The following is a 19003-nucleotide window of genomic DNA, read 5'->3' as shown; positions in this document are numbered from 1 at the left end:
CAGGAGTTTAATGTTTTGGATATAAACTTTCTTAAAATTTAACATGAAGTTTTGGAATCGGATTTCTTAACTTTGTGTTAACAAATCGTCACACACTTCATACTCCCTGATGAGCGACGTCATAAAGCACGAATGCGGTATCGCCCTCATTCGACTCCGCAAGCCGTTTCAATATTATATTGACAAGTACGGCACACCCCTCTACGCAGTTTATAAGTTGCACACTTTGATGGAAAAGCAAGTCAACCGAGGCCAAGATGGCGCGGGTGTTGCCAACATCAAGCTGGAAGTCCCGCCCGGACACCGCTATATCAGTCGGTATCGGTCGGTTGATCAGCAACCTGTGGCAGAGATTTTTAAGAAGGTTCAGAAGAAATTCAAAAAAGCCTTCAAAGAACTCAAAGGCGATGACAAAGATCTTCGCTACGATGCCAAGTGGTTACAAGAAAACGTTGCTTTTACGGGCGAGGTTTGGCTTGGACACTTGCGTTATGGGACCCACGGTGCCAACGAAATCGAAAACTGCCATCCGATGTTGCGCCAAAATAGCTGGCGTAGTCGCAATCTGGTAGTAGCCGGAAACTTCAACATGACCAATGTTGATTCACTTTTCGACAAGTTGGTGTCATTAGGTCAGCATCCCAAAGACCGTGTAGATACGGTCACGGTGATGGAAAAAATCGGGCATTTCTTGGACGAAGAAAACCAACGCGTTTTTGACCGTTTCAAAGGAATCTACGAAAATCCAGATTTGTCGGATGTCATTGAAGACAATATGGATATGGTACGCGTACTTCACCGCTCTTGCCGCGATTTTGATGGCGGCTTTGCGATGTGTGGTATGACAGGCTCAGGACAGGCTTTTGTGGTAAGAGACCCTTCGGGTATTCGCCCGGCTTATTATTATGCCGATGATGAAGTGGTAGTAGTGGCTTCCGAAAAGCCCGCTATCAAAGCGGCGTTCAATGCCAATTATGCTGATATTAAGGAGATTAATCCTGGTCATGCCCTTATTATTGACAAATATGGTGAGTATGACCAACACCAGATATTGAAACCACTCGAAAAACGTTCGTGTAGTTTTGAGCGTATTTATTTCTCCCGTGCTTCTGACCCTGATATTTATCATGAGCGCAAGATGCTCGGTAAATTATTGATTCCTCAAATTTTGGAGGAGGTAGATTACGATCTTGAAAACACTGTTTTTTCGTATATCCCCAATACCGCCGAAACCGCATTTTTTGGACTTATCGAAGGTTTGGAAGACTATTTGGCAAAACAGCGTAAAAGTGCAATCCTCAACCGAGACCTTTCTCCCGAAGAATTGGAGAAAGTGCTTTCGTTCCGGCCCCGTATCGAAAAACTGGTGTCGAAAGATGTAAAGCAGCGGACGTTTATCACCAACGACGACGCTCGCGAAGAAATGGTATCGCACGTGTATGATATGACGTACGAAGTAGTCAGAAAAGGAGTAGATACGATTGTGGTAGTAGATGACTCTATCGTAAGAGGTACTACTCTAGAGAAAAGTATCTTACGCTTGCTCGACCGACTTGGACCTAAAAAAATCGTGATTGTATCGTCAGCTCCGCAAATTCGCTACCCCGATTGCTACGGTATCGATATGTCTAAAGTCAAAGATTTTGTGGCGTTTAGAGCGGCTTTACAGCTCCTAAAAGAAAGAGGTTTAGATAATCTTCGCGACGAAGTGTATGCCCAATGTGTGGCTTCGTTGGAGACTGGCAATGCTACTCAGCAAAATTTTGTGAAGGCATTGTTTGACCGTTTCACACCCGACGAAGTATCTCGAAAAGTAGCGGAGATAGTACGCCCTAAAGATTTGAAGGCTGAACTATCTATTATTTTTCAAACAGTGGAAAACCTCCATGAGGCTTGTCCCAATCACAGCGGAGACTGGTATTTTACGGGTAATTATCCCACTCCTGGTGGCAATCGAGTAGTAAACAAAGCTTACGTCAACTTCTACGAAGGTAGAGGCATTGTAAGAGCTTATTAATAAAAACTTTTTTTGTTTAATCCGGCTAAAAGTCAAAGCTTTAGCCGGATTTTTTTTGCTTATATACCAGAAAATTGGTTATAAATCAATGTTTGTAGGCTTCTACAATAGGTCTCAAATGTATCTTTATGAAATCAATTTCGCGTCGTGTTTTTTTACAATCTTCAAGTATGATTGCAGGGGGGGCTTTATTGCCATCTATGAAGGGCACAGGGCAAGCACTGCGACTAGGTGGGCCTATTTTTCTCAAAACAGAAGACCCCGTCGAACTAGCCAAAGAGCACCGGAGATTGGGATACAGTGCGGCCTATGTACCCAAAGTGGAATTGAAAGAGACCGACCGAATAGCAGCGTTGCGTAAGGCTTTTGCCGCCGAAAACGTAATGATTGCTGAAGTAGGAGCGTGGGTGAATATGCTCGATGCAGATGCTCAAAAAAGAAAGAAAAATCTCGATTATGTGACCGAACGCTTAGCTTTGGCCGAAGAAATAGGGGCTTTGACTTGTATCGATATTGCAGGTTCGTACAATCCCAAAAGCTGGGATGGCCCCGATGCGCGCAATCTCACCAAAGAATTTTTTGAGGCAACGGTCGAAAACTGCCGTAAGGTGATAGATGCCGTCAAACCCAAAAGTGCTAAGTTCTCTTTAGAAATGATGGGCTGGAGTTTACCCAACGATGCCGATTCGTGCTTGCGATTTATCAAAGCCATTGATCGGTCTGCTTTTGCGGCTCATGTGGATATTGCCAATATTATCAACTCTCCCGAGCGTTTTTACAACAATACGGCCCTTATCAACGATACTTTCAAAAAACTCGGGAAGTGGATTGTGTCTTGTCATGCCAAAGACGTGGTAGGCAAAGATGTGCATTTTGCAGAAACCATGCCTGGTCGCGGTGGAATGGACTATGTGGCGTACCTGCGTAACGTAACTGCGCTCCCGCGCCCGGTACCATTGATGCTTGAACACCTACGTACTCCCGAAGAGTACGACGAAGCACGAGGGTATGTAATGAAAGTGGCCAAAGAAACCCAAATCCCACTTGCTTAAGTTTTTAAGGGACACGCTCAAATTTGCTCCTTGCGCCGATTTTACATACATCCAAGATGAAAGAATCATCGGTGAGGGCAATATCCCATACATCACAACCGATACAATCTACTAAAAAACAGGTGGGATTCACGGGTAAATTTTCCTGTGGAGTGATTTTGTAGTTTTCTCCGTTGATATTAAGAGAAATAGGGCCGCAGCAAACAGGTAGGTCGTCTTCTTGTAAAATGACTCCGTCAAAACGGAAAGAAATAACGTAGGATTGCTTGCCAGCATTGCGCCATATTTTTTGTCCGTTTTCGAGGTACTCATTGGCTACCAAGCGCCACTTCCCTACCAAAGGCTTCAAAAGAGGGGCTGGAATATGAGTTTCTTTACAACCAAGGGTCACTACAAAAATCAAAAAGTAAAAAATTGTTTTCATATCATGACGCGTTTTTGTGGCTATACGAGAGTATTTGTTTTATAAGACGCTTTATAGAAATATTTCGTTGTAAATCATCCCATTTTTTGAGGGATTCGTCACAGATTTTCCACATCGCTTGGGCTTTCGGGTATTTTTGGATTGTCTAACCTAAAGATAGCCTTTTTTGTACTATGATTACACTCGCCCGCTTCCGTCAAATTGAGTTTTGGTTTATTACCTCACTCGCCCTTTTATTTTTGATTATTCTGATTGCTGACAATTACAGTCATTATGCTCAAATATTGGTACGTATCGACGGTTTGGAAGAAGAACGTATCTTTTTGCGGTACAATTGGTGGCAAAATGGCTGCTGGCCCTTAATAAGCGTTTTTCTTACTACCTATGGCTGTTGGTATGTGCTAAACAATGTCATTTTTCCTCGTTTTTGGCCCCAAAAACCATTTCATTTATTGGCTTTTTGGGGGCTGATAGGTGTTTTTTTACTGACTGGCGTTTGGAATTACTTGTACTTTAGCAAAGAACTTGCATTGCGGCAAGACAGTAATTATCAAATTATTGGAGCTAAAGTAGTATCTAATTATAGATTGTTGTACGTGGTTGTGAAGGCCGTGGCGTTTTTTGCGATATTATCCGCTTACACCATTTTATCACAAATGTATCAGTGGACTTTACAACTATCGAATGACCAAAAAAGCCAACAAACCAAAGTCATGGAAGAGGGAAGCTGGTTAGCGATTTTGGGCTTTTGGGTAGTGTTGGCCTTTGGGTTTTTACGAAATAACAGCGGACAGGCAGTACTATTGCTTTGGATTCAAGGGGCTTTTATTCATGCGTATTTGTTTCATAATCAACTGATAGAATGGCCTTTTCGCACCAAGCGCACAGATCTCAGACCTAAGCAAATTTTTGTTTTGGTAGTTAGCTTAGTGAGTAGTTTTGGCGCGCTTATTTTTTCTCAATTCTTCAATATTTTGAATGGCTATCGTCGAATTTATTATTTCATGTATTCGGTAGGAGCCGATGATGTGTTTGCCTTTTGGTCTATATCGTTGGCAGGGGCCGTGGTGGTGACGATTATTCGGCAGTTGCTGATAAAACCCCTAGAAGTAAACTTGAGTCGCAATCAGGCTGAACTCTCGGCGCTAAGGGCGCAGATTAACCCTCATTTTTTGTTCAACGCCATGAATACACTGTATGCGACGGCTATTGAAGAAAAAGCCGAAAAAACGTCGTTGGGGATTCAGCAATTGGCTGATATGATGAGGTTTATGATGCACGAAAACAACCAAGACCAAATTGACATTAGACAAGAAGTGCAATACCTGCGCAACTACATTGATTTACAAAGGCTTAGAATTTCGGAGTCCGATAAATTTGAACTCAAAATTGATTTAGATGATTCGCTTTGCTTAAAGTCGGTAGCACCTATGATGCTGATTCCGTTTGTCGAAAATGCTTTCAAACATGGCATAAGCCTACGCAATCAATCTTGGATTTTTATAAAGCTGAATTGTGATAGTGAGAGCTTGCATTTCAAGGTTCATAATAGCCTGCACCCTCGCCACGACCAAGACCCCGAGAAACATTCATCGGGGATTGGGCTAGTCAATGTCAAAAAAAGATTAGAGTTGCTTTATCCTCATACCCATCAGCTTTTGATTCATCAGACCGAAAAAGAGTTTTCGGTGCATTTGGTGATTGATTTTCGAGGAAAAAGAAAGCGAAAAAAACTGGATCCAGTGTTAGTTAAGTATAATGAAATGACTTGATAGTATAGATAACCACGCTTTTCTGAGAGCGTGTTTATTTTTATATTTAAGTAAATTTATTCGTTTTAAGGGGTACTTTGTTCCTCTGTTTTTATACTATTGAAAGAAAAATGTATGATTGCTGTTGCTATTGATGATGAGCCAAAAGCGTTGGATATTGTGCGGGTTTTTGCCGAAAAAGTCCCTTTCCTTGATTTGAAAGCTACCTTCCAAGATGCTTTTGAGGCACTGGATTTTCTTCAAAAAGAACCCGTTGACCTTCTGTTTTTGGACATCAAAATGCCCGATATTTCTGGTTTGGAATTTTTGAGGGCGCTTCCTAATCCTCCCTTGGTGATTTTTACAACGGCTTATGCCGAGCACGCCGTGCAGAGTTATGATTTCGACGCGGTCGATTATTTACTCAAGCCTTTTGCCATAAGCCGCTTTTTGAAGGCCTGTACCAAAGCGCATGAAGTTTTTAAAGTAAAAGAATTAAGCACCTCCGCTTTCACGCCTGCCTCTGAGAGTATTTTTGTTAAAAATGGATACGAACAAGTCAGGGTAAGGCTAGAGGATATTCTGTATTTGGAAGCAGGCGGAAATTATGTATTGTTTGTCACAAAACACCAAAAAATAGCTTCTCGCATGACCATGAGTGAAGCAGAAGCGATGCTTGCGCCCGAGCGGTTTGTGAGGATTCATCGCTCTTATATTGTGGCCAAAGATAAAATAGAGCGATTTGACCGTTATGAGGTAAGTATAAATGGACAACTTATCCCTATTGGGGCTAATTATGGGCCTTTGCAATTAGCGAAAAATTAAAAAAACATACCGACTTAAACGGAGCATGGCGGGTATTTTTAGTCCTGCCATGCTTTTTTTATTATTATTGCAAAAAATCAAAAACCCCCTTAACCAATGTCTAAACCTTCTAACCAAAATTCCCTTTTTGGGCTTCCCGTAATTGTGGCCGCACTTGGCTATTTTGTTGATATTTATGATTTATTATTATTTGGTATTGTAAGGGTACCAAGTCTCAAAGATTTGGGACTCAATGAGCAACAAGTGTCGGAAGTAGGGGCATCTATTCTCAATTGGCAGATGGGTGGGCTGCTGCTAGGAGGGATTTTGTGGGGTGTTTTGGGCGATAAAAAAGGACGTTTATCGGTTTTGTTTGGCTCGATTGTGACCTATTCAGTGGCAAATATTCTTTGTGGATTTATTCAAGACACTAGCTTTTTACCTGCTACAGAGCTTTATAAGTATTTGCGTTTTGTGGCAGGGATCGGTTTGGCAGGGGAACTTGGCGCGGGGATTACTTTGGTTTCGGAGATTTTGCCCAAAGAACTACGAGCCATAGGTACATCACTCGTCGCAGGAATTGGGCTTTTCGGAGCGGTAGTAGCCTATTTTACGGTCGAAGTTTTTGGGGATTGGCGAGTGGCTTATTTTGTAGGTGGAGGGCTTGGTATTGGGCTATTATTATTGAGAATTGGCGTTGTGGAGTCGGGGATGTTTAAAGGTGTAACCGAACAGAAGCATATTGCCCGAGGCGATTTCTTATCTTTCTTTACCAATGGAGAGCGTTTTGTAAGGTATCTAAAATGTATTGGGATTGGCTTGCCTACGTGGTTTGTGATTGGGATATTGGCTACTTTCAGCAATGAATTTGGCAAAGCTTTGGGTATAGAAGAACCCATCAAACCTGGATTGTCTATCATGTGGTGTTATGTGGGTTTGGCAGGAGGTGATTTAGCGAGTGGGTTTATCAGTCATTATTTTCATTCTCGTAAAAAAGCCGTGGCACTTTTGATGGCTTTTGCGGGCGTGTTTAGTTTGATTTATCTTTTTGCGGGCATAAAATCAGCCACAATGCTGTATGTGCTTTGTTTGGCGATGGGCTTCGGCATTGGGTACTGGGCTATGTTTGTGACGATTGGTGCTGAGCAGTTTGGTACTAACCTTCGCGCTACTGCCGCCACCACGATTCCCAATATGGTGCGCGGAACAGTTATCTTCATGACAGGGCTTTATGGTTATTTCAAACCTTCTGTGGATGTGATTTATGCAGGTGCTATCGTGGGGCTTATTTGCTTTGTATTAGGGTTTTATTCAACGCTTACAGTGCCCGAAACCCACGGTAAAGACCTTGACTTTATCGAATCCTAACTCACGGGGACTGCTTATTATTCATGAAAAACTCTCCTTACAGCGCGCTTTTTCGATTGCCGGTGATTGTTTCTGCGCTTGGTTTTTTTGTGGACGTATATGATTTGCTAATATTCAGCATCGTACGAGTTCCGAGTTTGCAGTCATTGGGGTATTCTGAAGCAGAGGTTTCCCAAATTGGCACTTTTATCTTCAATTCTCAGCAAGCTGGCTTGTTGGTGGGTGGAATTTTGTGGGGAATTGTGGGAGACAAAAAAGGGCGGCTGTCTGTTTTGTTTGGCTCTATTATCATGTACTCTACTGCCAATATCGCCTGCGGATTTGTAGAAGACCCCAATATGTACGCTTTGCTGCGGTTTGTGGCGGGGATGGGCTTGTCTGGAGAGATTGGCGCGGCGATGACCCTTGTAACGGAAATTATTCCCAAAGAAATCAGGAGCCTCGGCCCTACCTTAGTGGCGGGCGTGGGGTATTTGGGGGCGGGTGTCGCTTATTTGACCCAAGAATGGTTTGATTGGCGAACGGCCTATTTTGTGGGAGGTGGTATGGGGTTGATGTTATTGTTTTTGAGAATTAAGGTCTTTGAGTCGGGATTGTTTTTGCAGGTGAAAGAGCAGGGGATAAGTCGAGGCAATTTCCTGTATTTTTTTAGTACTTGGCCGCGATTTATCAAGTACCTGCGTTGTGTTATGATAGGCGTTCCTACTTGGTTTGTGGTAGGTATTTTAGGCACTTTTGGCAACGAGTTTGGTAAGGCATTGGGGATTGAGGAGGGGATTTCGCCGGGCAAATGTGTCATGTTTATTTATTTTGGACTTACGGCGGGCGATTTTTTTAGTGGGCCTTTGAGCCAATGGCTGCGTTCGAGGCGCAAAGCTATTGGGTATTTGATGTTTTGTGGAGCTATTTTGGCAGGAGTTTATTTGTATGGCAATGTCTCTACTGCGGTAGGGTTGTACGTCGTCTGTTTTTTGTCGGGATTGTGTACGGGCTATATCGGATTGTATTTGATGATGGTGGCCGAATTGTACGGAACCAATCTTCGAGCTACTGCTACTACCTCAGTGCCGAGTGTTGTGCGTGGCATGGCAATTCCGATGACACTTGCTTTTCAAGGCTTCAAGCCTTCCTTCGGCACCCTCGCAGGGGCGGCTTTATTAGGCGTGATTTGTTATGGAATCGCTCTTTTTTCGCTTACCAAAACCGACGAAACTTTTGGTAAAGAACTGGATTTTGTAGAAAAATAAACCAACAAGATGCAAAAGCTTTTCCGCTGGTTTTTTGATAAACCTTATTTGGCGATTGCTTGGACGGCACTGCTATTGATACTTTGCCTGATGCCAAAAGACCAAGTTCCGACAGGTCTTGGGTGGGATAAATTACATCATTTTGGGGCTTTTGGAATATTGGCGGCTTTATGGTACTGGAGTACTCTCAAAGTATGGCCGGTGATTTTAGGAGGTGTTTTATATGGTGTTGGTATCGAAATTGCCCAAGGAAATATGGGAGTTGGGCGGGCTTTTGATTGGTATGATGCCGTGGCCAACTCGTTGGGTATCATCATCGCTATTCCGATAGCAAGGTGGGTAAGGCGTTGGGTGATAGGCACTTAAAAAAGAAGCCCTCCTCTTTATGTTTGAAAAGGAAGGCTTTTTTGATATTTTTCAAAAAACTATCTCAAACTTACTTCGCCGTATCTCGACACAATTTTTACTTTCGTACCATTGCCTTTACCGATTTTACCTACGTATTGTTTGGTCATACGAGGACCACGGTGTTCGTTGTCTTTGCGTTCGTCGTCGTTTTGGGTAAATGTAATTTTGCGGTCGGTGGGGTACTTAAATCCACCATAGCTTACGGTGACATCAAAATCGCATTCGTTGCTTTCGAGAGGCATAATTACCGATGAGTAGTTGGCTTGAATGTCCACATTATCAGCCGATTGATTGAGCTGGTCTATACGAAAACCCCCAGAGAAATCCAGTTTGATTTTGCTAGAACCTTTGAGCAATCCGATGCGCCCCCCCGAATAACTAATGCGTCCGTCAAGCTTATCAACTTCCCCAATTTTCATTTTGCCAAACTTATTATTAAGTATGATGCTATTGGCTTTGTCAAGTTCTAAGGTAGAATAAGCGATATCGAGGTTTCCGTTGATTAATTGCTGAATTTCGGCTTTACCAAACGAAACGTCAATATCATTTCTACTACCTACGAGTTCGTCAGCTCTAAAACTGCCGTGTTCAGATTTTACGGTAAGTGGAGCTTTGAAAACAGGGATGTTAGTGGCACCAAATTTGTTTTTGACATTCAGAGGCATGTTTTTGGGCATAGATACTTGATAGTCGATTTGGACAAAATTTTTCTCACCCTTGCCACTTTTCCAGCTCCAATTAGAGCTTCCATTTTTTCGGATAATAGTCCGAACCGAAATTTGATTCCCGTCTTTTTTATCTTCAATCTCTACGCCGTCGAGGTATTGTTGGGCGCGTTCGTCAGTATTGGAATTGGCCGTAATGCTGATGTCAATCCGCACTTCGTTTTTATCCCAAAGGTTGATTTTTACTTGCCCAAACTGATTTTCGATGTTTAGATTGTCTTTGGCTGATACATCATAAATCTTGATGACCGATTTTTTCTTTTCGATATTGCCCGATTCTTTGGAATGGGCAGCAAAAGTGAGCAACAACACAATGACCGTCAGCCAAAGGTTATTGTACTTATGTGAGTTTATTATTGGTTGCATGGTTGTTTTTGCTTTTGATGCGCTGGATAATATCCAGCTGTTGGTTCAATAAATCAATCTGCCATTGCAGGTTTTGGATCATAGCCTGAATCACCGTTTCTTGATTGGGGTTTTTGGGAAGGTCGGCTTTCAGGTTTTGGTATGAGCGCTCAAGTTCATCCAATTCCACTGCAAATTCTTTGTATAAGGCGGGGTCACTTTGGGTCATTTGCCGCAGTTCGGCCCGTTTAGTGTCTATCAAATGGGTATATTGACTGACTTGTTTGGCATAGTCTGTGGAAGTAGAAGAAGCTACCTCTGTCGGTATGGAAGGCGTTTGGTTTACTTTGTATCCTATCCATCCAAGGCCCATGACCAAGGCTATAGAAGCCGCAATACGCCAATTCAAATTTTTCCAAGTTTTAGTAAAGAAAGACGAATCGCTACCTCCTTTTTGAGGAGTTGTGTTAGTTATGGTATTTTCTTCACTAATTGTTGAACTTTCGATTTGGGGTAATTTTTCACTCAACCGACTCCAAAGGTCATCAGAAGGCTCATGCACATCAAATGCCTCGCGGTTGTCTCTGACGAATCGTTGCAGTTTATCTTTCATTGTATTGGTATTTTGTGGAAACGTAAAAGGCTTGTCGTATGTTTTAGACGCTCTACGTCTCACTAATGTTTAATCATTTCTAATAATTTCTTTTTTCCTCGCATGTACTGAGTACGAGAGGTACTTTCACTGATTCCCAAAATCTCCCCGATTTCTTCGTGGTCATACCCTTCAAAGAGATATAAAGAAAGCACGATTCTATATCCTTCGGGTAGCTGTTCGATTCCTCGGCGGATACGTTCTACGTCCATTTGAATACCTTCCTCATCCAAAGACTCCTCATTGGCAATGTCGGTGTCATTATCGCCAGAGCCATAGCCTTCGATGTCTACGAGTTGCATTTTTCGTTGTCGAAGGTGATTGATGGCTTTATTGACCACAATCTGCTTCAGCCACGCCCCAAACGTGGACTGCCCTCTAAACGAATGAAGATTGCTAAAAGCATCCAAAAATGCTTCTTGTAGTACGTCTTCGGCTTCTCCATTGTGGTTGACCACCCGCATACACACGTTCATCATGGATTTTGAATAAAGCTTGTATAGTTCATACTGAGCTTTTCGTTCTCCTTGTTTGCAGCGTTCTACGAGTTCGACGTGTTTGTCTATGTAAAGTCTAGGTTCCAATTGGCTGTAATTTCAGTGTAATGACAATGAACAAAAAGGAATGTTGCATCTACATCAAAAAAAAATATATGTTTTGACAATTTTTTTGGTAGCATTTTACAAAATACAGTACAAAATCTACAAAATCGGCGTAAAATCCTAAAAGCAATTGGCTAACTTTGGCACAAATGAAGTAGTAAGTGGTATGGTCAGGATATATTATCGTGAAGGAAAGCAGATCAAACGTGAGACGGATGTGCGCGAAATAAGCCATTTGAAGGCTATTTTATGGATAGATTTGCAGTCGCCTTCTCAAGAAGAAGAAGAATGGGTAGAAACCAAATGTGACATTAGTTTTCAGACACCCCAAGAGATTGTGGAGATTGAAAGTAGTTCGCGGTATTTTGAGCAAAACAATACCATCAATGCCAACTCAAATTTCTTAAAAATCAATGCTGATGGCTACGGGATTTATCCAGTATCTATTTTGATTAGGGAGGGGGTTTTGTTTACCTATCGTAGCGGCGATTCTAAGACTTTTGCGGATACAGTTCGGAAGATGAAGGTAAGTCAAGAAACCTTCCAAAGCGGAGTAGATATGCTGTTGTTGTTGCTTGAGACCCGTATCGAAAGCGATGCCGATGTACTGGAAGGCTTGTCGCGCGATATTTCTAATATCAGTAAGGACCTCAACCGCGAACAAAAAGCCAAGCAAGAAATCCTCTTGAAAATCAATATGATGCAAGAAAATACCATGCTTTTGAGAGAGACTATCATCGACAAGCAGCGCGTATTATCGGGGATTTTGCGTAGTCAGTTTTTTCCAGAAGATAGAAAAGAACGATTACGGATTGTGTTGAAAGACATTAGTTCTTTGCTCGAATACAGCACTTTCAATTTTGAGCGATTGGAGTATCTTCAAAATACCTTTATGGGTTTGATTAACCTTGAGCAAAACCAGATTATCAAAATATTTACGGTCTTTACTATCATCTTTATGCCCCCTACGCTGATTGCGGGGATTTTTGGGATGAATTATACCGTACTACCTAGCAGTTCTCATCCTTATGGCTTTTGGTTTTCACTGCTGCTGATGGCCTTTTCGATGGCGGGTATGTGGTTTTTCTTTAAGCGAAAGCATTGGATTTAAAAGATAAAGAGGCTGTCTCAAAAGCCTAGTATCACCAAATTATCTTCGGTCTCTGTTCAACCTCACCCCCTAAATCCCCCTCTCCTTTCTGGAGATGGGGACTTTGAAAGCCCTTCTCCTGGCAGGAGAAGGGTTGGGATGAGGTTGAAACCAAAGAATATTTTGTAACCTGTTACTTTTGAGACAGCCTCTTTATCTTTAAGGTAATACCTTTATTAGTTTTTCTTAGCAGGAGTTGCAGGCTTGTTAGCTGGTGCAGGGTTGGTAGCAGGAGTTGTAGGCTTTTGCTGTTGTTGCAATTGTTGAACGGCAGCTTCAGCAGCGGCTTTCTGTTGTTTTTCAACTTCTGCGGGATCTACCCCCAATTTTTTCAACACAAGGTTGCTTACATTTAAGTCATCAGAACCAGCATACAAAATGATAGGGGTAGTTTGAGCACCACCGTCCATGTTGAGGATGTAGGTATAATTGTTTTCTTTTCCTACTTCATCAATAGCGGTATTGATTTTGGTCAATACTGGTTGAATCAACTGTTGTTGTTTTCTTTGCAAAGATTCTTGTGAAGTGCGTTGAAACTCTTGGAAATCTTGCTCAAGACGCTGAAGTTCTTTTTGCTTATCTGCTAGGATAATCTCCGACCATTTGGTAGCGTTTTGTTGTAGTGCTTTATACTTGTCTTCAAACTCTTTTGATTTTTCCTGCATCACTTTTTCGATTTGTTGCTGCTGAATTTGGAGCTCGTTTTGGATTTTTTTGCTCTCTGGCAAAACAGACAAGATATAATCTACATTGGTCCAACCGATTTTGAGGGCGGCGGCCTGCTGTGCTTGGGTCTCTTTTCCGATTAAAGCTAGAATGGCCATAACAGCCACGATCAATTTGCTTTTCATTTTTATTTACTGTTTTGGTTTGATTGTTTTGTTATTAGGAGTATTTGTGGTATTGGGTTTGGATGCAGGCGTATTAACGTTTTCGGGGGTGGTTTTATTATTTTTATTGTCAGTACCTAGCCCCAACTCTTCTAATACATAGTCTGTATAATCATGAACAGGATTGGCATAAATAATTACAAAATTGCTAGATTTGTCTACAAGTAAGTCAAGTCTCCGCTGACGACAAACGCGCTCACTAGCTTTGTATACTTGGTCGGTGATGGGTTTGATGATTTCTTTTTTCTTCTGAAATAGCATTCCTTCAAAACCGAATATTTTATTGTTATATTCTCTTGCTTCTTTTTCTTTATCGATGATTTCTTGCTGACGTTTACGTTTCATATCATCTGTCAACAACACTTCTTCGGCTTGATACAAGCGTTGAAGTTTATCTATTTCGGCATATTTATCCTGAATTTCTTTGGCCCATCTATCCGAAAATTTGTCTAATTCCGATTGAGCTTTTTGATAATCAGGCATTTTGCTGGTGATGTATTCCAAATCCATATAGCCCCATTTTTGGGCTGATAATGAGTGCGTTATCAAAACGAACTGCAAAAGTAGTAAAAGCCAACGGGTTTTCATATTTCTTTTGGTTTTTGGATATAAAGATTCGCCATTGGTTTTGGATGCCAATGGCGAATATACCAAATCTCTATTTTATCTGATTTGTTGCCCGATTGTGAAGTGGAATTGAGGTCCGCTCCGTTGGGTTTGGCCAGGAACGGCATCAAATCCATATGCCCAGTCGATCCCGATAAGTCCAAAAGCTGGCATGAAAATACGAGCTCCTACCCCCGCCGAACGTTTAAGATCAAAGGGATTAAAGTCTTTGTATTTTTTTTGAGGCGCATCAGTGCCCCAGTTATTACCGGCTTCAGCAAATACTAACCCGAAAATAGTAGCAGAAGGATTGAGTGAGAGTGGATAGCGAAGCTCCATGACGTACTTGCTAAATGCAACCCCCCCAAGGCTGGATGCACCTGTCAAGGTAGAGGTAGTGCTTTGAGCTGCGTCGGTTGCGCTGAGGGTATTGTATATTGGTACTAGCGAGCGGTCTGTATAGCCTCTGAGTCCGATGATGTCTTGCGCTAATGCAAACATACCATAGCCAGCTAATCCAGAGCCACCCAACACAAATCGTTCGAAAGGACTAATGGATAGGTTTTTATTGTATCTTCCTAAGAAACCTAAGTGTGCACGTGTACTCAAAACCAATTTGCCTGCTACAGTTTGGAACCAACTAGCATCAAACATCCACTTGTGGTATTCTACCCATTTGTAGCGATCTTCATTGGTAGTAAAGCTCGTACGTCCCGTAATAGCGGAGTAAGGTGGGGTAAAAGTACCGCTCAAGGAGAAAGAAGAGCCTAAGCGAGGGAATTGGGGGTTGTCAATGGTATTGCGAGAAAGGGTAAGGTTGAATGTCAAGTTGTTTGATACACCATTGGGATAACCAATACCAAATAAATCAAGGCTATCCATACGGTATCTCTGATACGACAAAGCTGAACTCAACACAAAGAAGCGATCGGGTACTTTGAGGCGTTTTCCTAAAGATATGGTTACGCCAGTATTGTGGTAAGCACCCAAAAATTCGAGCTTACCGTTAGAGCGAGTATATAAACTAAATTGATCGACGGTCCGATACACCGTCCGGCTCAAGTTAACTCCAAAAGTGACAGGTTTTTTACCTCCGAGCCACGGCTCCGTAAAACTAATAGAATAAGTCTGAAACTGACGACCACTAGCTTGGAATCGGACGGCGAGCTTCTGGCCATCGCCAGCTGGAAGAGGCTTCCATGCTTTAAGGTTGGTGATGTTTCGGGTGGAGAAGTTGTTGAACACTAATCCCAATGTACCTACAAATCCGATGTAGCCACCCCAGCCACCAGAAAGTTCAATTTGGTCGCTTGGTTTTTCTTCTACTGTATATTCAATGTCTACGGTTCCGTCTTCGGGGTGGGGGACAGGATTGATTCCGATTTTTTCGGCATCAAAATACCCTAACTGGGCTAATTGGCGGTTGGTATTGATGATCTCCGTTTTACTGAATTTTTGCCCAGGCAACGTAAACAGCTCCCGCATTACTACGTGGTCGCTCGTTTTGGTGTTTCCGTTAAGGATAATTTTGTTGATAGTAGCTTGCTTTCCTTCAAAAATCCTCATTTCAATGTCAATCGAATCACCTTCGACGGCTTTTTCGACAGGACGGCAGTTGTAGTAAAGATAGCCGTCGTCCATATATTGTGAACTTACATCTTGTCCTGGATTAGCCTCTAAGCGTTTTTGAATTTCTTCGGGATTATAGATATCACCTTTTTTAAGACCAAACACTCTCCCCAATTGCTCATCGGTGTAGAGATAGTTGCCTTCCCAAGTCACATTTCTTATGTAGTACTTAGGGCCTTCTTCTATATTGAGAACTACATCGATTGTTTTGCCGTCGGGGTTATGAATGATTGAGTCTGAGATGATGGTAGCATCTCGAAAACCATTTTTATTATAAAAAGCAACAAGCTTTTCTTTGTCTTCGTCATATTTTTTGGGAATAAACTTGGAAGGAGTAAACAAACGGCCAAAACGCATTTGTTTTGTACTTTTCATTTTATTCCGAAGTTTTTGCTCATAGATTTCTTCTCTACCATTAAATACAATTTGACGAATTTTTACTTTGGGTCCTTTTGAGACAAATATCTTGAGGGTGGCATTGCCCCGTGCGGTATCAGCGATTTGGGCAATTTTGACTTTTACATTCAAGAAGCCTTTGTCCATAAAAAAGCGTTTCACTGCCAACTGTGTGTTTTTCACCATAGTATTGGAAATGATACGTCCTTTAGGAAGTTTGATTTTATCGTTCAAAGATTCTTGCTCACCTTTACGAATGCCATCAAATGTTACCTTGAACAAACGAGATTGTTCTTTGATTCGTAATTCCAACCAAATTTTGTCGCCTTCTATTTTTCGAGCCAAAATCTCAACATCTTCTAAGATTTTTTGATCCATCAATTTCTTGATGGCTGAGGTGATAGCATCGCCCGGGATTTTGATTTTATCCCCTACTCTCAGACCCGACATCGAAATCATGGAGTTAGGATCAAGGAATTGATTGCCCGTTACGATAATTTCTGCCAAGACGTAGTCTTTGGGAGCAGCATAACTAAGCAAATCCTCGTTGGTCTGGGTGGAGGTGGAAGGAGTAAGACGACTTCCCAAGCCTAATTGTTGGGCTGATGCAGATATAGCAATACTTACTAACAAAGCAACGAAAATTGCTAATCTGGCAGGTTGGTTGAATTTTTTCATAGGTTCACGGTTCTTTCCCACAGGGTATAACGCAAAAAGAAGGGGTTTATTTCGCTTCACTTAGAATCTGTTCACTGGTTTTTCCAAAGCGGCGTTCGCGGTTTTGGTATGAAAGGATGGCTTCATAAAGATGTTCACGACGAAAGTCTGGCCAAAATACATTGTCGTAGAAATAAAGCTCTGCATAGGCAAGTTGCCACAAAAGGAAGTTGCTAATACGATGATCGCCACCTGTACGAAGCATAAGGTCGACTTCGGGACGGTCTGCCGTATTTAGTTTAGTATTGAATAAGTCTTCAGTAATATCTTCTGGGCGCAATTCCCCAGCCTGTACTTTACGCGCGATTTGCTGAGTAGCTTGTACAATATCCCACTTACCACTATATCCCAAAGCCAAAATTAAGTTAAGGCCAGTATTGTGTTTGGTGCGTTCTATTGCTTGATTAAGTTCGCGTTGGCAAGAAGAAGGAAGACTTTCTGTATTGCCGATAGAATCAAGTTTTACATTATTTTTTAACAATGTAGGTAGCTCATCTCCAATGGTATATACAAGCAACTCCATCAAAGCCCTTACTTCGGCCTCAGGTCTTCCCCAGTTTTCGGTGGAGAAGGCATATAATGTCAAATATTTGACTCCTAATTCAGCACAGCCTTCGGTAGCTTCTCTTACAGCTTTGATGGCATTGCGGTGTCCAAAAACTCGCATAGCCCCACGCTGTTTGGCCCAACGACCATTGCCATCCATGATGATGGCGATATGTTGAGGGAGTTTAGTACGGTCTATTTGTTCTTTCATTCGCACGTAAAAATGGGCAACAAAGTTAGAGAAATTATCAGTGATTCAAAAGGATACGCTCTTGGCATAAGCATTAAACCTTTTTCATTTTCCATTTTCCTCTTTTAAACAGGATAACTCCAATGATTGCTAGTAGAGATTCACTAAAAGCTACTGAAATATAAACACCTTCGGGTCCCAATGCTAATTTTTTTGCAAGTAAGTATGCTAAAGGTATTTCGATGGCCCAAAAGCATACCAAATTCATCAGGGTAGGTGTAAGGGTATCGCCTGCTCCATTAAACGACTGACTGATGACCATACCGTAAGCAAAAAACAAATACCCAAGACATACAATGCGTAAACAATTGACCCCCGTTGCCACTGCTAGTGGGTCATTGTTAAACCACGAGATGATTGGTTTTGCAAATACAAAGAAGATAATAGCAACTGCCGCCAAAAATAAAAAATTAAAAAAAGCGGCTCGCCATACCGATGTTTCAGCACGACTGGGTTCGTTGGCTCCTAAATTTTGGCCTACAAGGGTTGCTGCGGCGTTGGCCATACCCCATGAAGGTAAAATCGTAAACACAATAATGCGGATAGCAATGGTATAACCTGCGACAATAGAGGGCCCAAAATCTGACAAAATACGGGTCAGAAATACCCAACTTGCCGAAGCAATAATAAACTGCCCCGTACCTCCTGCTGCTACACTTATGAGATTGCGAATGATTGCAAAATCAGGTCGTAGTTGAGACCTCAGGACTTGGACTGCGCCTTTGCTACTTGCCAAAGCAGATAATTGATACAAGACCCCTGCACTGCGACCAATAGTGGTCGCAATCGCCGACCCTGCTACGCCAAAGGCTGGAATAGGGCCCCACCCGAAGATAAATAAAGGGCATAAAGCGATGTTGAGGCCATTGGCAATCCAGAGCGAACGCATCGCCACAGCCGCATCGCCACCACCACGAAGTACTCCGCTGAGAGTATATAGTAAAATGATAGCGGGGCTACTTGCAAAAATAATACGGGTAAAGTTGCTACCCGAAGCAATAAGCTCTTCACTACCGCCCATGGCTCTTAGGATACTCTCAGCACCTAAAAAGCCACTAATTCCTACGACAACCCCCAATATCACCGAGACCAAGATTACTTGTGCTGCGGCATGACCTGCTTCTGCCAATTGTTTCTCCCCAATCCGACGAGATACAATCGCCGTGGCGGCTGTGCTGAGGCCAATCGCTATTGAATAAACGAGCGTAAGCACAGATTCTGTAAGCCCGACTGTGGCTACGGCATTGGTATTGATTTGGGAAACAAAAAAAATATCTACTACTGCAAACAATGATTCCATGACCATTTCCAAAATCATGGGCACAGACAATAGAAAAATGGCGCGGTTGATACTTCCTGTAGTATACTCTTGTTCTTCTCCTTTAAGGGCTTGTAATAATAATTGGAAAAATTTTTTCATGGCT

General features: G+C 42.2%; 17 protein-coding genes. 8 read left to right on the top strand and 9 right to left on the bottom strand.

Translation table 11 applies throughout. The features are described from left to right. The first annotated feature begins 109 nt into the window (after positions 1-109). Both G563_RS0102770 and G563_RS0102765 read left to right on the top strand, forming a co-directional pair. Positions 110-2017, top strand: coding sequence for an amidophosphoribosyltransferase (locus G563_RS0102770; RefSeq protein ID WP_028663954.1), 1908 nt, complete (start codon positions 110-112; stop codon positions 2015-2017). Between the two features lie 128 nt (positions 2018-2145). Continuing rightward, positions 2146-3069: a sugar phosphate isomerase/epimerase family protein gene (locus G563_RS0102765; protein WP_028663953.1), complete on the top strand. Its 924-nt coding sequence runs from the start codon at positions 2146-2148 to the stop codon at positions 3067-3069. Between the two features lie 4 nt (positions 3070-3073). Here the strand turns inward: G563_RS0102765 and G563_RS33570 are convergent, their stop codons facing one another. Next, complete coding sequence (locus tag G563_RS33570; RefSeq protein ID WP_157585026.1) at positions 3074-3493, bottom strand: hypothetical protein; 420 nt, start codon at positions 3491-3493, stop codon at positions 3074-3076. A 173-nt stretch (positions 3494-3666) separates the two neighbouring features. Between G563_RS33570 and G563_RS36705 the strand changes: the two genes are divergently transcribed. The 5 genes from G563_RS36705 to G563_RS0102735 all read left to right on the top strand — a co-directional run bounded on the left by G563_RS36705 (position 3667) and on the right by G563_RS0102735 (position 9029). Then, the gene (locus tag G563_RS36705) at positions 3667-5265 is read left to right on the top strand and encodes a sensor histidine kinase (RefSeq protein ID WP_051210719.1); all 1599 of its coding nucleotides are present in this window, start codon (positions 3667-3669) and stop codon (positions 5263-5265) included. Positions 5266-5379: 114 nt separating this feature from the next. Further along, a complete protein-coding gene (locus G563_RS0102750; protein WP_028663952.1) occupies positions 5380-6069 on the top strand; it encodes a LytR/AlgR family response regulator transcription factor in 690 nt (229 codons plus the stop codon). Between the two features lie 96 nt (positions 6070-6165). Then, positions 6166-7416 (top strand): MFS transporter, encoded by a 1251-nt coding sequence (locus G563_RS0102745; protein WP_028663951.1) that lies wholly within the window; start codon positions 6166-6168, stop codon positions 7414-7416. Between the two features lie 23 nt (positions 7417-7439). Then, a complete protein-coding gene (locus G563_RS0102740) occupies positions 7440-8663 on the top strand; it encodes an MFS transporter (protein WP_028663950.1) in 1224 nt (407 codons plus the stop codon). Positions 8664-8672: 9 nt separating this feature from the next. Further along, on the top strand, positions 8673-9029 hold the full coding sequence (locus G563_RS0102735; protein WP_028663949.1) for a VanZ family protein: 357 nt from the start codon (positions 8673-8675) through the stop codon (positions 9027-9029). Between the two features lie 59 nt (positions 9030-9088). Here the strand turns inward: G563_RS0102735 and G563_RS0102730 are convergent, their stop codons facing one another. The 3 genes from G563_RS0102730 to G563_RS0102720 all read right to left on the bottom strand — a co-directional run bounded on the left by G563_RS0102730 (position 9089) and on the right by G563_RS0102720 (position 11377). Then, the gene (locus G563_RS0102730; RefSeq protein ID WP_028663948.1) at positions 9089-10162 is read right to left on the bottom strand and encodes a hypothetical protein; all 1074 of its coding nucleotides are present in this window, start codon (positions 10160-10162) and stop codon (positions 9089-9091) included. Next, on the bottom strand, positions 10137-10754 hold the full coding sequence (locus tag G563_RS0102725; protein ID WP_028663947.1) for a hypothetical protein: 618 nt from the start codon (positions 10752-10754) through the stop codon (positions 10137-10139). Before G563_RS0102725 ends, G563_RS0102730 begins: the two co-directional genes overlap by 26 nt. Before the next feature lie 62 nt (positions 10755-10816). Further along, on the bottom strand, positions 10817-11377 hold the full coding sequence (locus G563_RS0102720; RefSeq protein ID WP_028663946.1) for an RNA polymerase sigma factor: 561 nt from the start codon (positions 11375-11377) through the stop codon (positions 10817-10819). Positions 11378-11525: 148 nt separating this feature from the next. On the opposite strand from G563_RS0102720, the gene corA reads away from it, so the two are divergent. Next, on the top strand, positions 11526-12506 hold the full coding sequence (gene corA / locus G563_RS0102710; protein ID WP_229598428.1) for a magnesium/cobalt transporter CorA: 981 nt from the start codon (positions 11526-11528) through the stop codon (positions 12504-12506). 215 nt (positions 12507-12721) lie between these two features. Here corA and G563_RS0102705 read toward each other — a convergent pair whose 3' ends face one another. From G563_RS0102705 to G563_RS0102685, 5 genes are all read right to left on the bottom strand, one after another. Then, positions 12722-13396, bottom strand: a complete 675-nt coding sequence (locus tag G563_RS0102705; RefSeq protein WP_028663944.1) for an OmpH/Skp family outer membrane protein — start codon at positions 13394-13396, stop codon at positions 12722-12724. 6 nt (positions 13397-13402) lie between these two features. Further along, entirely contained in the window at positions 13403-14023 is a 621-nt protein-coding gene (locus tag G563_RS0102700; RefSeq protein WP_028663943.1) for an OmpH/Skp family outer membrane protein, read from the bottom strand. 75 nt (positions 14024-14098) lie between these two features. Then, positions 14099-16744, bottom strand: a complete 2646-nt coding sequence (gene bamA, locus G563_RS0102695; RefSeq protein WP_037325821.1) for an outer membrane protein assembly factor BamA — start codon at positions 16742-16744, stop codon at positions 14099-14101. Positions 16745-16790: 46 nt separating this feature from the next. After that, positions 16791-17540, bottom strand: coding sequence for an undecaprenyl pyrophosphate synthase (gene uppS / locus G563_RS0102690; protein ID WP_028663941.1), 750 nt, complete (start codon positions 17538-17540; stop codon positions 16791-16793). A 73-nt stretch (positions 17541-17613) separates the two neighbouring features. Beyond that, complete coding sequence (locus tag G563_RS0102685; RefSeq protein ID WP_028663940.1) at positions 17614-18999, bottom strand: MATE family efflux transporter; 1386 nt, start codon at positions 18997-18999, stop codon at positions 17614-17616. Positions 19000-19003 lie beyond the last annotated feature (4 nt).

This window comes from Runella zeae DSM 19591 (genome assembly GCF_000423565.1).
In the GTDB taxonomy this organism is placed as follows: Bacteria; Bacteroidota; Bacteroidia; order Cytophagales; family Spirosomataceae; genus Runella; species Runella zeae.
This window is presented reverse-complemented; position numbering and strand designations above follow the sequence as displayed.

Excerpts from the sequence above, each read along its gene's own strand:
- G563_RS0102770 (WP_028663954.1), top strand. The coding sequence starts at position 110 with ATGAGCGACGTCATAAAGCACGAATGCGGTATCGCCCTCATTCGACTC.
- G563_RS0102765 (WP_028663953.1), top strand. The coding sequence starts at position 2,146 with ATGAAATCAATTTCGCGTCGTGTTTTTTTACAATCTTCAAGTATGATT.
- G563_RS33570 (WP_157585026.1), bottom strand. The coding sequence starts at position 3,493 with ATGAAAACAATTTTTTACTTTTTGATTTTTGTAGTGACCCTTGGTTGT.
- G563_RS36705 (WP_051210719.1), top strand. The coding sequence starts at position 3,667 with ATGATTACACTCGCCCGCTTCCGTCAAATTGAGTTTTGGTTTATTACC.
- G563_RS0102750 (WP_028663952.1), top strand. The coding sequence starts at position 5,380 with ATGATTGCTGTTGCTATTGATGATGAGCCAAAAGCGTTGGATATTGTG.
- G563_RS0102745 (WP_028663951.1), top strand. The coding sequence starts at position 6,166 with ATGTCTAAACCTTCTAACCAAAATTCCCTTTTTGGGCTTCCCGTAATT.
- G563_RS0102740 (WP_028663950.1), top strand. The coding sequence starts at position 7,440 with ATGAAAAACTCTCCTTACAGCGCGCTTTTTCGATTGCCGGTGATTGTT.
- G563_RS0102735 (WP_028663949.1), top strand. The coding sequence starts at position 8,673 with ATGCAAAAGCTTTTCCGCTGGTTTTTTGATAAACCTTATTTGGCGATT.
- G563_RS0102730 (WP_028663948.1), bottom strand. The coding sequence starts at position 10,162 with ATGCAACCAATAATAAACTCACATAAGTACAATAACCTTTGGCTGACG.
- G563_RS0102725 (WP_028663947.1), bottom strand. The coding sequence starts at position 10,754 with ATGAAAGATAAACTGCAACGATTCGTCAGAGACAACCGCGAGGCATTT.
- G563_RS0102705 (WP_028663944.1), bottom strand. The coding sequence starts at position 13,396 with ATGAAAAGCAAATTGATCGTGGCTGTTATGGCCATTCTAGCTTTAATC.
- G563_RS0102700 (WP_028663943.1), bottom strand. The coding sequence starts at position 14,023 with ATGAAAACCCGTTGGCTTTTACTACTTTTGCAGTTCGTTTTGATAACG.
- bamA (WP_037325821.1), bottom strand. The coding sequence starts at position 16,744 with ATGAAAAAATTCAACCAACCTGCCAGATTAGCAATTTTCGTTGCTTTG.
- uppS (WP_028663941.1), bottom strand. The coding sequence starts at position 17,540 with ATGAAAGAACAAATAGACCGTACTAAACTCCCTCAACATATCGCCATC.
- G563_RS0102685 (WP_028663940.1), bottom strand. The coding sequence starts at position 18,999 with ATGAAAAAATTTTTCCAATTATTATTACAAGCCCTTAAAGGAGAAGAA.